This is a genomic window from Novosphingobium ginsenosidimutans (assembly GCF_007954425.1).
In the GTDB taxonomy this organism is placed as follows: Bacteria; Pseudomonadota; Alphaproteobacteria; order Sphingomonadales; family Sphingomonadaceae; genus Novosphingobium; species Novosphingobium ginsenosidimutans.
The window spans coordinates 427,663-440,806 of record NZ_CP042345.1; the positions used below are offsets into that span (position 1 = coordinate 427,663).

The 13,144-nt window shown below is 64.6% G+C and carries 13 protein-coding genes and 1 tRNA gene; 9 read left to right on the top strand and 5 right to left on the bottom strand.

Annotated elements, in window-relative coordinates; translation table 11 throughout:
- Nucleotides 1-56: 56 nt before the first annotated feature.
- Together FRF71_RS02060 and FRF71_RS02065 are read right to left on the bottom strand one after the other, a co-directional pair.
- Nucleotides 57-3,035 (bottom strand): TonB-dependent receptor, encoded by a 2,979-nt coding sequence (locus tag FRF71_RS02060; RefSeq protein WP_147088997.1) that lies wholly within the window; start codon nucleotides 3,033-3,035, stop codon nucleotides 57-59.
- A 582-nt stretch (nucleotides 3,036-3,617) separates the two neighbouring features.
- Nucleotides 3,618-3,694, bottom strand: a tRNA-Arg gene (locus FRF71_RS02065).
- Between the two features lie 58 nt (nucleotides 3,695-3,752).
- Here FRF71_RS02065 and FRF71_RS02070 point away from each other — a divergent pair.
- Nucleotides 3,753-4,475 carry a queuosine precursor transporter gene (locus FRF71_RS02070; protein ID WP_147088998.1) on the top strand — a complete coding sequence of 241 codons (723 nt, stop codon included), beginning with the start codon at nucleotides 3,753-3,755 and terminating at the stop codon, nucleotides 4,473-4,475.
- Nucleotides 4,476-4,529: 54 nt separating this feature from the next.
- Here the strand turns inward: FRF71_RS02070 and FRF71_RS02075 are convergent, their stop codons facing one another.
- On the bottom strand, nucleotides 4,530-4,745 hold the full coding sequence (locus tag FRF71_RS02075; protein ID WP_147088999.1) for a PspC domain-containing protein: 216 nt from the start codon (nucleotides 4,743-4,745) through the stop codon (nucleotides 4,530-4,532).
- Nucleotides 4,745-4,897: a hypothetical protein gene (locus FRF71_RS15385; protein WP_161597865.1), complete on the bottom strand. Its 153-nt coding sequence runs from the start codon at nucleotides 4,895-4,897 to the stop codon at nucleotides 4,745-4,747. The genes FRF71_RS02075 and FRF71_RS15385 overlap by 1 nt, the downstream gene beginning before the upstream one ends.
- 217 nt (nucleotides 4,898-5,114) lie before the next feature.
- On the opposite strand from FRF71_RS15385, the gene recF reads away from it, so the two are divergent.
- The gene (recF, locus tag FRF71_RS02080) at nucleotides 5,115-6,188 is read left to right on the top strand and encodes a DNA replication/repair protein RecF (protein WP_147089000.1); all 1,074 of its coding nucleotides are present in this window, start codon (nucleotides 5,115-5,117) and stop codon (nucleotides 6,186-6,188) included.
- Here recF and FRF71_RS02085 read toward each other — a convergent pair.
- Nucleotides 6,157-6,900, bottom strand: coding sequence for an arylesterase (locus tag FRF71_RS02085; RefSeq protein WP_238339366.1), 744 nt, complete (start codon nucleotides 6,898-6,900; stop codon nucleotides 6,157-6,159). The genes recF and FRF71_RS02085 overlap by 32 nt on opposite strands.
- A 66-nt stretch (nucleotides 6,901-6,966) precedes the next feature.
- Here FRF71_RS02085 and FRF71_RS02090 point away from each other — a divergent pair, with 66 nt between their 5' ends.
- The 7 genes from FRF71_RS02090 to FRF71_RS02120 all read left to right on the top strand — a co-directional run bounded on the left by FRF71_RS02090 (nucleotide 6,967) and on the right by FRF71_RS02120 (nucleotide 13,139).
- Entirely contained in the window at nucleotides 6,967-7,641 is a 675-nt protein-coding gene (locus FRF71_RS02090) for an ABC transporter ATP-binding protein (protein WP_147089001.1), read from the top strand.
- The gene (locus FRF71_RS02095; protein ID WP_147089002.1) at nucleotides 7,638-10,163 is read left to right on the top strand and encodes an ABC transporter permease; all 2,526 of its coding nucleotides are present in this window, start codon (nucleotides 7,638-7,640) and stop codon (nucleotides 10,161-10,163) included. Before FRF71_RS02090 ends, FRF71_RS02095 begins: the two co-directional genes overlap by 4 nt.
- 43 nt (nucleotides 10,164-10,206) lie before the next feature.
- Nucleotides 10,207-10,785, top strand: coding sequence for a NifU family protein (locus FRF71_RS02100; RefSeq protein ID WP_147089003.1), 579 nt, complete (start codon nucleotides 10,207-10,209; stop codon nucleotides 10,783-10,785).
- Nucleotides 10,786-10,814: 29 nt separating this feature from the next.
- Nucleotides 10,815-11,408 (top strand): malonic semialdehyde reductase, encoded by a 594-nt coding sequence (locus tag FRF71_RS02105; protein ID WP_147089004.1) that lies wholly within the window; start codon nucleotides 10,815-10,817, stop codon nucleotides 11,406-11,408.
- Nucleotides 11,409-11,475: 67 nt separating this feature from the next.
- Nucleotides 11,476-12,090, top strand: coding sequence for a tRNA (adenosine(37)-N6)-threonylcarbamoyltransferase complex dimerization subunit type 1 TsaB (gene tsaB / locus FRF71_RS02110; RefSeq protein ID WP_147089005.1), 615 nt, complete (start codon nucleotides 11,476-11,478; stop codon nucleotides 12,088-12,090).
- Nucleotides 12,087-12,530 carry a GNAT family N-acetyltransferase gene (locus FRF71_RS02115; protein ID WP_147089006.1) on the top strand — a complete coding sequence of 148 codons (444 nt, stop codon included), beginning with the start codon at nucleotides 12,087-12,089 and terminating at the stop codon, nucleotides 12,528-12,530. Before tsaB ends, FRF71_RS02115 begins: the two co-directional genes overlap by 4 nt.
- Before the next feature lie 159 nt (nucleotides 12,531-12,689).
- The gene (locus FRF71_RS02120; RefSeq protein WP_147089007.1) at nucleotides 12,690-13,139 is read left to right on the top strand and encodes a Ros/MucR family transcriptional regulator; all 450 of its coding nucleotides are present in this window, start codon (nucleotides 12,690-12,692) and stop codon (nucleotides 13,137-13,139) included.
- Nucleotides 13,140-13,144 lie beyond the last annotated feature (5 nt).

The following is a 13,144-nucleotide window of genomic DNA, read 5'->3' on the forward strand; positions in this document are numbered from 1 at the left end:
ACCGGCAAGCAGTGCGGCTCTCTTCGTTTCAGCCAGGCGGTTCTATCCGCCTGTCATCAGAAGGTGTAGCGCAGACCCGCCGAGTAGCGGGCGTAACCCGGTGCCGCGAAGAACACCGTCTGGTCGTTGCGCATGTGGCCGCGACGATCCGCCTTGGTGATGTTGATCCCCTCGACGAAGGCGGTCAGGCCCTTCTTGAACTCCCAGCTCGCGCTGACATCGAACTGGCCATAGGCGTCGATGTAATAGGGATCGAAGCCATAGCCGCTCAGGAACCCATCGCGCCAGTTGTAGGCAACGCGGGCCTGGAAGCCGTTCTTGTCATAGTAGAGCACGGCGTTGGCACTGTCCGAAACCCCATTCACCGCGAACTGGGTGGCGGTGTAGCGCAGCGTGTTGTCGAACTTCGTATCGCTGTTGACGATCGTATAGTTCAGCTGTGCGCCGAAACCGGTTTCCCAGAAGCTGTGCTGGATCGCGAACTCCCAGCCGCTGAGCTTCGCCACCTGGGTGCTGTTGCCCGGCTGGGTGATGGTGAACTGCACCGCCGGGTCGGTCGGCCGGCCAAGCACGCCGCGCGGCGTGCCGTTGCTGAATTCAACCACGCTGGGGTTGTTGACCGCCAGATAAGCGAGGATCGCGGCAAAGCCCGGGTTCCCGCCCAGCGCCGTCCGGGCGGCCTGGACTGCGGCACCGGTGGCGGGGTTGGTCAGGTTGAACAGCGGTCCCTGGACCGTGGTATTGGCAATGAAGTTGCTGACCTTCTTGTTGAAGTAGCCAACCGAAATGTAGCTCGTATCGCCATAGTACCACTCGGCCGAGAGATCGATGTTCTTCGACTTGTACGGGATCAGGCCAGGGTTGCCGCTGCCGGCGGTGCTGCCACCACCCGGACGGAGCGGCTGGTTGACCGTGATCCCGCCCTGCATGCTGGCATAGTCGGGCCGCGTGATCGTGTGGCTGTACGATGCGCGCAGCTTGATGTTCGAACCGATGCCGACATCGAAGTCGAAGGCAGGCAGCCAGTTGTCATACTCACCGGTCAGGGTGGTGAAGTCCGACTGGGCACCGAAGATCAGGCCGATTTCGTTGTCAGCAACCCAGCTCGTGCCAGTTGGCACGGGCACCAGCGCCGAAGACGAGATCTTGGTCTTCTCATACCGCACCCCAAGCCGCAGGTTGGCGCGGGCAGTCCCCAGATCGAAGCTGTGCTTCGACTGGATGAACGGCGACCAGGTCTTTTCCTGGATGCGGCGATCGGTGGTGTACTGTGCCAAACAGGTGCCCGGGATCGGAGTTCCGGTCCAGGGCGTGCGGCAGATGCCGACCTGCTGGTCAAGCAGGGTGATCAGGCGCGCGGTATCGATCTGGAAATAGTTCTGGATGATCCCGGCACCGTTCGACCCGTCCATGCCGGCCAGGCGGCTCGGCAGGCCGGTCAGCGTGTAGATGTCATCCGGGGTCTGCGCCGCGCTCAGCGTTCCACCCCAGCTGTCGCTCTGCAGGAAGCCGTACTGCGAGACCACCTTGTTCTCGGTGTAGGTGACCCCGAAATCGAGGCTGTCGATCAGCGAGGCATCGAAATCCCAGCCGCCGCGGAAGGACACTTCGTTGATCGTGTCCTTCATGTAGGCGTTACGCATGGCGTTGCCGGCCGGCCGGATGTTCGACGCAGCGATTTCCGATCCCGGGTACATGTTGACCGAGATCACCGGCATTTCGGTGGTGAAATCGACCCGCTGGTCGCGCACGCCGAAGATCGCGCTACCGATGGCAATGTTGCTGCCATAGGGCGAGGTCGGCTTGCTTTCGGCGGTCGAGTGGTGGCCGTCGAGCTCAAGCCGCAGCCCGCCCGGGCCATCCCACTTGAGGTTGCCGCCGATCGAGTGGTTGGTTGACCGGTTGGCGGCCAGCGCACCGGTGATCGCCAGGTCCTTGCCTTCGCCCGCGCCGAACGATTCGGCGTAGAAGTTCGGGCCGGCGGCCGGGCCGTTGGTCCAGCTGCTCGAAGTCTGATTGTGGTTGAACCATACGCCGATGCTGTTGGTGCGGGCATCGATCGTGTTCTGCGAGTAGGTGTAATCGATCACGGCCGATAGCGTATCGCTGGGCTTCACCTGCAACACGACCTGGCCGTTGATGCGCTCGCGCTCGATATCCGTGAAATCGTAACCGGCGTTCTGGGTGACCTGGTAGACGGTCGTCGCGTTCGGGCGGTTCTGGGTCTGGGCGAAGTTGCCGCGCCAGTCGTTGGCGTCAACCGGGAGCGAGCCCCAGTTGTTTTCGTTGCCCAGATAGCCTTCGCGCCAGCCGGCGTTGAACTGGGCCAGGCTGGCCTTGCGCTTCTGGTAGGAACCGCTCAGCAGAATGCCGATCTTGTCGTCGGCGAAGGTCTGGCTGACGATGCCCGAGACTTCCGGGGTGATCTCGGTGCCTTCGAAGGTGTGGTCATAGACACCCTTGACCGCAACGCTGCCCTGGAAGCCGGGCCGATCGAGCGGACGCGGGGTCCGGATGTTGATGACCGAGCCGATACCGCCGGTAGGCAGCGAAGCGCGGCCCGACTTGTAGACTTCGACTGCGGCAATGCCTTCGGCGGCCAGGTTGGCGAAATCGAAGCTGCGCGAGGCCGGGGCTTCGCAGCAGCTGCCCAGGCCCGAGGCCGGCATCTGGCGGCCATTGAGCAGCACCAGGTTAAAGTCTGGCCCGAAGCCGCGGACCGTGACCTTGGACCCTTCACCGCTGTTGCGATCGATCGAAACGCCGGTGATGCGCTGCAGCGATTCCGCCAGGTTCGTATCGGGGAACTTGCCGATGTCTTCAGCCGAGATCGCATCGACCACCCCCTGGGCGTCGCGCTTGAGGTCCATCGAGGCCTTCAAACTGGCGCGGATCCCGGAAACGACGATCTCATCCTCAGCACCGGATTCGGGCGCAGCTTCCTGGGCCTGGGCGACCTGGCTAGTCAGCCCCAGTGCCAGCAGCGATGCACCGATCAGCAGGTGCCTCGACGCGATCTTCCGCGAATCATTCATCAGCGCTTCCTCCCCAGAAATGCGTGCTTTAAGGCGCACACTATTCCAAATGTGAACGTTCACCTAAATGATAACGTTCACTTCGTCAAGTCCTCAAGCCTCAGCCCCGATGATCCCTAGCGCATCGCCGCCGAAGCAGAAATGGACCTCAGCGGGTCCGACCTCGACCGCCTGCTATCGCGTCGCTCCTCCCGCCGGACGATCTGCCGGGCCGTGTCTAGTGCATCGGTGCGCCACAATGGGAGGGTTAAGCACCTGTCGCAGTAATTCCACTGCAATCAAACGACCCGCGCTTTGGCGAAAGTCGTCCGGTGAGGGGGATCGATCCGGGCGATCCCGCTTAAGCCACTCAAGCCTGGCCGGTAAGTGTATAGGGGTCGTGGCCGTAGGTCCATTCAGCCGTGACCCTATGTCCTGACCGTGGATTAGCACTTGCGCTTCGTGACCTTCCTGGCCGTACGTGTGGGCCCGATGTTCCCGAACCCGCACATTCGGCGCAGCTCTCCCATCAACGGCTGGCGCGCTTGCTCTGGCCTGGGAATGAACTGGCTACCTTGGCTGCTGCCGCAACCCGGGGAAAGCTGGCGCGCCCGGCAGGAGTCGAACCTGCGGCCTCGAGATTAGAAGTCACGTGCTCTATCCAGCTGAGCTACGGGCGCGCGCCGTGCATCCCATAGGCGGGGTTTGCGCGGCGCGCAAACCGGGTTAGGCAGGGGCATGAGCACGAACCTAGCCCAGCTGGACGGAGTGGCCGGCGCACGCCGCCATTTCCGCTATTTCGACTATGTCATGGCGGCCTTCGTCGCGATCCTGCTGCTGTCCAACCTGATCGGGGCGAGCAAGCTGGCGACACTGGGCGGCTTTACCTTTGGCGCGGGGATCCTGTTCTTCCCGGTGTCTTACGTGATCGGCGACGTGCTGACCGAGGTTTACGGCTATGCCAATGCTCGCCGCTGCGTGTGGATGGGCTTTGCCGCGATGCTGTTCATGGCCTTCATGAGCTATGTCGTGGTGGCCATGCCGCCGGCCGAGGGCTGGGACGGCCAGGCCGCCTATGAAAGCGTGTTCGGCAGCACCTGGCGGATCGTTGCCGCCTCGGTGATCGCCTTCTGGGCGGGGGAGTTCGTCAACAGCTTCGTCCTTGCCAAGATGAAGATCTGGACCAAGGGCAAGGCCTTGTGGAGCCGCACAATCGGTTCAACCTTTTTCGGCCAGGCAGTGGACAGCCTGATCTTCTATCCGATCGCCTTCCTCGGGATCTGGACGACCGAACAGGTGCTGACCGTGATGGTCACCAACTGGCTGCTGAAGGTGCTGTGGGAAGCGCTGCTCACCCCGGTGACCTATGCGGTGGTCGGCTGGCTCAAGCGCCGCGAGGGGGTGGAGGTCTTTGACGAGGGGACCGACTTCTCGCCCTTTGCCAAGGCGAATTCGGTCTAAAACGTTCCGGTGGGCGGCCCCGTCCCTGGTTGGACGGGGCCTCACCGGCGATGGTCAATCGGCGATGAGGCCGATTGCGAGGTAGATCAGGACCAGCGAGCCGAAGCCCAGGACCGTGCCGACAACCCAGCCCAGGCGGACCAGCGTCACATCGACGTTGAAGTGATTGGCAATTCCGGCGCTGACGCCCATGAACTTGCCGTTGACCTTGTCGAGCCGGAAGCCGGCGGCGGGGGCGCTATCAGAGCGCGAGCGATCGATCGAGCCCATTACGCGACAACTCCGACATAGGCACCCGAGGTCTGGGCCTGGGCCTGGCTCGGCATCGAGACAGTGGCGCCAATCAGGGCAAGCGAGAGAGCAAAGGCCGACACTGCGGCGGTGAAGCGAGCGGGCAGTTGCGAGAAGCCAAACATTGTCATTTCCCTATCCAATTTTCCGTCCGCCGGACCATTCCTGCGGATGCCACAATGATTGCAGACACCGTGCCAGTTTTGAAAAACGGCTGAATTTCGTGATTTTCGAATTTTTCCGAGGAACTTTCCGCAGGATGAATGCCACGTTTTGGGAAAATTCACCAACTGTGTGGATCAGTGCTGTGGGGTGACAGGGCATGGGCAGCGCTCTATCGCCACGCCAATGGCGCTGGACCGCATCACCCTGACCGATTTTCGCAATCACCCCGAGACGCGCCTCTCAGGGACAGCGCGGTTCAATCTGCTGGTGGGAGAGAACGGGGCCGGCAAGACCAATGTGCTCGAGGCGCTTTCGCTGCTCGCTCCGGGCCGCGGGCTACGCCGCGCCGCCCTGGCCGAACTGCCGAGCCAGGGCGGCGACGGTGGCTGCGCTGTCAGTGCCGAGCTCGAAGGCGGGGTGCAGCTTGGCACGGGCATCAAGCCGGACCGACCGGGGCGACGGGTGGCGCGCGCGAACGGCGCCGAGATTCCTGCACTGGGCCTGTCTGAATGGCTGTCGATCGGCTGGCTGACCCCGGCGATGGACCGGCTGTTCAGCGAAGGGGCCGGCGCGCGGCGGCGCTTTCTCGACCGGCTGGTCCTCGCGCTCGAACCCGGCCATGCGCGGAACGCAGCGCGGATGGAGAATGCCCTGCGCGAACGCAACCGGCTGTTGAGCGAGGTAGCGGAACCCGATCCGGCCTGGCTTGAGGCTCTCGAAAGCCAGCTGGCCGAAGCCGGGTCGCTCGTCGCCGAGGCGCGGGCGCGGCTGGTGGCCGCGCTGGCCGAGCGGCTGGCGCTCCTGCCCGAAACGCCTTTTGCCCGGCCAATACTTTCTTATCAGCCGGGCGGGCCGCGCGATGCTGCCGCGCTGGCCGCCGAGCTTGCATCCACCCGCCGCCGCGACCGCGCCGCGCAGCGCACCCTGACCGGGCCGCACCGCGACGATCTGGCCGTGACCATGGCGGGCAAGGACCAGCCCGCCAGCGCCTGCTCGACCGGTGAGCAGAAGGCGCTGCTGATCGCGATCACCCTGGCCCATGCCGATCTTTTGCAAGACAGCCGCCCGGCACTGCTGTTGCTGGACGAGGTCGCCGCTCACCTTGACCCGGTGCGCCGCACCGCGCTGTTCGACCGGTTGCGCACTGGTCGTGCCCAGGTCTGGCTGACGGGGACAGAATTGGCCCCGTTCGCGGCGATTGCCGACGAAGCGGCAATCTGGCGTGTCAGGGACGGGCAGGCGGAGCGGCTGGGTTAGTTACCTTCGGCAGGGCCCCGGCCACCTGATCCACCGTCGCTTCGACCATCAGGTCGATCCCCGCCAGGGTTGGATGAATCCGGTCAGCCTGAACCAGGTCGGGCCGCCCCAGCAGGGGCTGAAGGAAGAACGGCACCAGCGCCGCGTCGTACTTCTTCGCCAGCGCCGGATAGATCGGATCGAACTTGCCGCGATAGTCCGCTCCCAGGTTCGGGGCGGCAAGCATGCCCATCAGCACCACGGGAATGCCGCGCGCCTTGAGCTTGCCCAGCATCTCGTCAAGGTTCTTGCGGGTCGCTTCAGGTGGCAGGCCGCGCAGCATGTCGTTGCCGCCCAGGCTGATCACCACCAGCGCCGGCGGCTTTTCCATGCTGTTGAGCGTGAAATCGAGGCGGCCCAAACCGCCCGCCGTGGTATCGCCGGAAACCCCGGCATTGGTGATCCGCGCGTTCAGCCCGCGCGCGCGCAGCGCCGCTTCCAACCGCGCGGGATAGGATTGGCCGGGTTCCAGCCCGTAACCAGCGAACAGGCTGTCCCCCAGTGCAACGATCCGCAGTTCATCGCCCATCACCGGCAGGTCCGGCACCGCGCTGGCGCTCTGCGCAGGCGCAGGCGTGGCCGGCTGCTCCGATCCGCAGGCACCCAGCACAAAGACCAGCGCCAAGATTAGCCCGCTGGGGCTTGCAAGTCGCGCTGCCGATTTCCATTTCATGCCGGAAGGTTCCTTCAGTTCGTTTCCCCCTAGCTATGGCCATTCGCTGACGTGACAAGCCCCCAGATGGCGATCACCGCCACGAACCTGACACTTACCCTTGGCTCTGGCGAGGCGGCGGTCGAGATCCTGCGCGGGATCGACCTGGCCGTGCCGCAGGGGCAGACCCTGGCGCTGCTTGGCCCTTCGGGATCGGGCAAGAGCTCGCTGATGGCGGTTCTGTCAGGCCTTGAGCGGGCAAGCGGCGGGGCGCTGGATGTTGCCGGCGAGAACTTTGCCGCGCTCGACGAGGATGCGCTTGCCGCCGCGCGCCGGGGGCGGATCGGGATCGTGCTGCAGGCATTCCACCTGCTGCCGACTATGACAGCGCTGGAAAACGTCATGACGCCGATGGAGCTGGCCGGGATGGACGATGCCCGCCCCCGCGCAGAAGCGGAACTGGCCGCCGTTGGCCTTGGCCACCGGTTGCACCACTATCCCTCCCAGCTTTCGGGCGGCGAACAGCAGCGCGTTGCCATCGCCCGCGCGCTCGCCCCGCGCCCCGCGCTGGTCTTTGCCGACGAGCCGACCGGCAACCTCGACGCCGCTACTGGCAGTTCGATCGTTGACCTGCTGTTCGCGCGCCGCGCCGACGCCGGGGCCACGCTGGTGATCATCACGCACGATGCAGGCCTGGCCGAACGCTGTGAACGGGTGGTGACGCTCGCCGATGGCCGCATTGCGAGCGATACCGCCGCGTGAGTGAGACCGCCCTTTCCTGGTCCACCGCCTGGACGATTGCCCGGCGCGACCTGTCGGCGCGGTTCCGCGGCCTGCGGCTGCTGCTGGCCTGCCTGTTCCTGGGGGTCGGCGCGCTGGCGGCGATCGGCACGCTGACCGGGGCGATCGAGGACGAGCTGAAGTCGCGCGGGCAAACGATCCTTGGCGGGGACGTCCAGATCGAGGTCTGGCAGCGCGGTGCCACCCCGGCCGAACGCGCCGAGCTTGAGAAGTTCGGGAAACTTTCGGGCGGCGTGCGACTGCAGGCCATGGCCTCAAGCGACGAAACCGTGGTGCCGATCGAGCTGAAGGCCGTGGACCAGGCATGGCCCTTGGTCGGCCGGCTGACGCTGAGCGATGGCCGCAAGGTTGGCGCGCCGGCACCCGGTACGGCCTGGGTCTCACCCGATGCACTGGCGCGGCTGGAACAACAGAATGGCGGCACGTTCTCGCTGGCGGGTCAGACGCTGAAGATCGCCGGCGTTATTGCCGATGAACCCGACCGCCTGAGCGAGGGCTTTGCGCTCGGCCCGACGGTGATCGTTGCTGATGGCTTTCCCGAAGCCGCCGGCCTGACCGCCCCTGGCGCGATGTACCGCAGCAAGTACCGTCTGCTGCTGCCAGCGCAGCGCGATCCGGTGGCGACGATTGACGAATTGAAGGCGAAGTTCCCAACCTCGGGCTTTACCTATCGCCAGCGCGATCGGGCCGCGCCGGGGGCGGACCGGTTCGTATCGCGGATGGGTGAGTTCCTGGTCCTCGTCGGCCTGACGGCGATGGCAATTGCCGGGATCGGGATCGGCGGCGGAGTATCCTCCTATCTTGAGGCACGGCGCAACAGCATCGCCACGCTGAAGGTGCTTGGCGCGACCAGCCGCGACATCACCCGGATCTACCTGCTGCAACTGCTGGCCGCCGCCGTGGTTGGCAGCCTTGCAGGCTTGCTGGCGGGCATCCTGGTCATGCCTGCCCTTGGCAAGGCGCTTGGGGCACTATTGCCGGTTGCCCCCGGTATCGTTTTCGACTGGGCGGCGCTTGCTCGGGCCACCGCCTATGGCTTGCTGGTCGGGCTGGTCTTTGCCGCCCCGCCGCTACTTGCCGCGCGGCGTTTCCCGGCGCTGGCGCTAATGCGCGCACGGGTCTCGCCCCTTTCGGGTCAGTGGCGTGAAGCGGTTTGGCCCGTCGGCCTGGGCTTTGCCGCAATCATCGGCTTGACTTTGGCAAGCGCGGCGCAGTTGCCCGTAACCGCCGGATTTCTGGCGGGCGCCATTGTCGTACTCGGCCTGCTTGGCCTGCTTGGTTGGGCCTTGCGCAAACTGGCAGCGCGCCTGCCGCGACCGCAGCGGCCCTTGCTGCGCCTGGCGCTCTCCAATCTCCACCGCCCGGGCGCGCAGACGGGATCGCTGGTGACCGCGCTGGGCTTCGGCCTTTCGGCGTTCGTCCTGCTTGCTGTCGTCCAGACCAGCCTTTCGGCCAATATCGCCAGCCGCGTCCCGCAGCGCGCGCCGGACTACTTCATGCTTGATCTGCCGCGCGACCGCGCCGCAGAGATGGAGCGGATCGTCCTGGCCGCCGCGCCGCAGGCCAAGGTCCGCCAGGTTCCCGCACTGCGCGGGGCGATCCTGGCCTATGGCCCGGAGAACGCGATGACCCGGGTGGCAGACCTCAAGGAAATTCCCGAGGAAGCCTGGCCACTGCGCGGTGAGCGCGGACTGACCTATTCTGCCACCCTGCCCGAAGGCAATTCGCTCACTGCCGGCCAGTGGTGGCCCAAGGACTATTCCGGCGAGCCGCTGGTCTCGGTTGACGAGGAACTGGCCAAGGCGATCGATCTGAAGCTGGGCGACAAGATCACCATCGGTGTGCTGGGCGTAGAGCGCAGCGCGCGGATCGCCTCGTTCCGGCGGATCGACTGGGATTCGATGGGCTTCAACTACGTCCTCGTTTTCTCGCCTAACACGCTGGCCGATGCCCCGCACAACCTTGCAGCGACGATCGACCTGCCCGCTGGCGCCGACCGCACCCAGTTGCTCCCGCAACTGCTCAAGGCCTTCCCGGCGAGTTCGGTGATCGAGGTCGGCGGCGTGCTCAAGCAAGCGCGCGAACTGCTGACGCAGGTCTCAACCGCCATCCTTGCTGCGGCCTCGGTCGCGGTACTGGCCGGGATAGCCGTACTGCTCGGCGCGATTGCCGCAGCGCGGGCCAGTCGGCTTTACGATAACGTGGTGCTGCGCGTCCTTGGCGCCAGCCGGCGGCAATTGCTGCTGCTGCAGCTGGCCGAATATGGCTTGCTGGCACTGCTGCTTGCCGGCGTGGCGCTGGTCCTGGGTTCGGCGATCGGCTGGCTGGTGATCGTGCAGCTGTTCAAGTTCGACTGGCTGCCCAACTGGCCGCAGGTGCTGGCCGTGCTGGGCGCTGGCCTGGGAATGACCGTTGCCTTCGCGCTGGCCGGCTCGCTGCCGCTGCTGCGGGCCAAGCCGGCGCAGGCCCTTCGCGAGCTGTGATTTTGGCGGTTGAACCCGCCCGGTAAAGGCCTACATCGGCCTCATGTTTATTGAGACCGAAACCACCCCGAATCCGGCCACGCTGAAGTTCCTGCCCGGGCAGGAAGTTATGCCGTCCGGCACCCGCGACTTCCGCGACGAGACCGAGGCTGCCGCCTCTCCTCTGGCCGAAGCGCTGTTCAGCCTGGGCGACGTGACTGGCGTATTCTTCGGTTTCAACTTCGTTTCGGTCACTGCTGGTGAGGGCGCGGACTGGTCGGCTTTGAAGCCCCAGGTTGTGGCGATCCTGCTCGATCACTTCGTCAGCCAGGCCCCGCTGTTCCATGCGGCCAGTGGCAATGGCATTGCTGTCCCGGCTGAAGAAGACGCCGACTACGGCGACGATCCGGCCGACGCCGACGTGGTCGCCCAGATCAAGGAACTGCTCGAAACCCGGATCCGTCCGGCCGTCGCCAATGATGGTGGCGACATCGCCTATCGCGGCTTCCGCGAGGGCGTGGTCTACCTTTCGATGCAGGGCGCCTGCTCGGGCTGTCCGTCCTCGACCGCAACGCTCAAGCACGGGATCGAGAGCCTGCTTAAGCACTACGTGCCAGAGGTGAGCGAAGTTCGCGCGGCCTGATCTGCACCGCACAAACAGGGGAGTTACACATGTCTCAGCCGCTCAGCGATGCTGCGCTCGATCAGCTGTTCCGCACGGCGCGGACCTATAACGGCTACCTCGACAAGCCGGTCAGCACCGAACAGCTTCATGCGATCTGGGACCTGATGAAGTTCGGCCCAACCAGCGCCAACATGCTGCCCGCGCGGCTGGTCTGGTGCACCACGGACGAGGCCAAGGCCAAGCTCGCCGCCTGCTGCCTGCCGGCCAATGCCGAAAAGGTGCTCAAGGCCCCGGTTACCGTGATCATCGGCATGGACATCGATTATCATGAACAGCTCCCCTGGCTGTTCCCGCACACCGACGCCAAGGCCTGGTTCGATGGCAACGAACCGCTGCGCGAGGTTTCGGCAATGCGCAATTCCTCGCTCCAGGGCGCCTATTTCATCCTCGCCGCGCGCGCTTTGGGGCTGGATACGGGGGCGATGTCGGGCTTTTCAAACGACGCCGTTGACGCAGCCTTTTTCGCCGAAACGCCGCGGGTGAAGTCGAACTTCATCTCGACCCTTGGCTACGGCGATCCCGCGACGATCTTTGAGCGCAGCCCACGCCCTGATTTCGATACCTTCAACAGGATTGCCTGAGTGCACGGCGGACATCCGTCCGCAGCCGCACTTTGCCAAAAAAGCCTGACGCGCTAACAGGCGCGTAATGAAGACGCTGGTAATCGATAGCGCGACCGAGGCCTGCTCGGTTGCCTTGCTGCAGGGCTATGACGTGCTGGCGGGCGACTACCGCCTGCTGGGGCGCGGCCATGCCGAAGCACTGGTGCCGATGATCGGCGCGCTGCCTGACAAGGGAAGAGCAGATCGCATCGCTGTCGCGCTTGGCCCGGGCAGCTTTACTGGCGTGCGGGTCGGACTTGCCGCCGCACGGGCGCTGGCGCTGGCCTGGCATTGCGAGCTGGTCGGCTATCCCTCTCTCGCCCTGGTTGCAGCCATGGCGCAGGACCAGGCGGGCACGCAGCCCTGCACCGTGGCGATGACTGGCGGGCATGGCGAGTGGTTCGTTCAATCGTTCGCGGCAGACGGTCTTCCGCTTGGTGAACTCGCCTCGCTGAATCCGGATGCAGCAGCTGCGTCCAGCAGTATCGATCTTGTCGCCGGCACCCAGGCCGAAGCACTGGTAACACGACGCGGCTCTGGACAGGCGCTGCCCTTGCATCCCGACGCCCGCTCTTTCGGGTTGCTCCCTGCTGTCCTGATCGGACCGGCCGATCAGCCGCTCTATGGCCGGGCCCCGGACGCCCGCCTGCCCGCAGCATGATGCCGCCGGCTGACGATATCGATCGGATCATGGCGGTGATGCAGGCCGCCTTTGATCCGGTCTATGGCGAGGCCTGGACCCGCCGCCAGGTGGAAGACGCACTGCTGGTCGGCAATTGTCACTACCGGATCGCCGAGGTCCTGGGCGAACCCGCCGGCTTTACTTTGTCACGCTATGGGTTCGAGGAAGAAGAACTGCTTCTCATCGCAGTTTCGCCTGATTTTCGTCGCCGCCGGATTGGTAACCAATTGTTGCAGCAATGCAAAGATGATGCCCGCCTGCGCGGGGCAAGGCAGCTTTTGCTGGAGATGCGGAGCGACAATCCGGCAGTCCACCTCTATCGGCAGAATGGCTTCGTACAGATCGGCACCCGCACCAACTACTACCGCACCCCTGGTGGAGATCGACTTGACGCGATTACTTTTCGCTGCTCACTATAGTTAACGCCGTTCGTACAAAGTCGATCCTTTTCAGCAAATTTAGCATCATTTGGCTTGCGATAGCTGCTTAACCGGCATAGGCGAACAATGCGGCAGGTTTCAGGACTCGCTGCGAAACAAAAAAACAAAGTGGTCGCTTAGAACGAAAGGTAGCGGGTCATGGAAACTCCGCAGTCCGACTTGAATGAGATGCTTATTACACTGACGTCCGATATTGTTGCCGCACATGTCAGCAACAACCCCGTCTCGGTCGATGATGTCGCTCCGCTGATCAGCAAGGTCTATGGGGCGCTCGCCGGTCTGGGCCAGGTTGCCGCTCCGATCGTGGAAGAAGCGCCGAAGCCGGCGGTTTCGATCCGCGCCTCGGTCAAGCCCGATCACATCGTCTGCCTGGAAGACGGCGTGAAGCTGAAGATGCTGAAGCGCCACCTGATGACGCACTACAGCATGACCCCGGAACAGTATCGCGCGCGCTGGAACCTGCCCGCCGACTATCCTATGGTTGCCCCGGACTATGCCGAAAAGCGTCGCGAACTGGCCAAGAAGATCGGCCTGGGCCGCAAGCCGGGTCAGAAGCGTGGCCGCAAGCCCAAGGCTGCCAAGGCCTGAGGCCG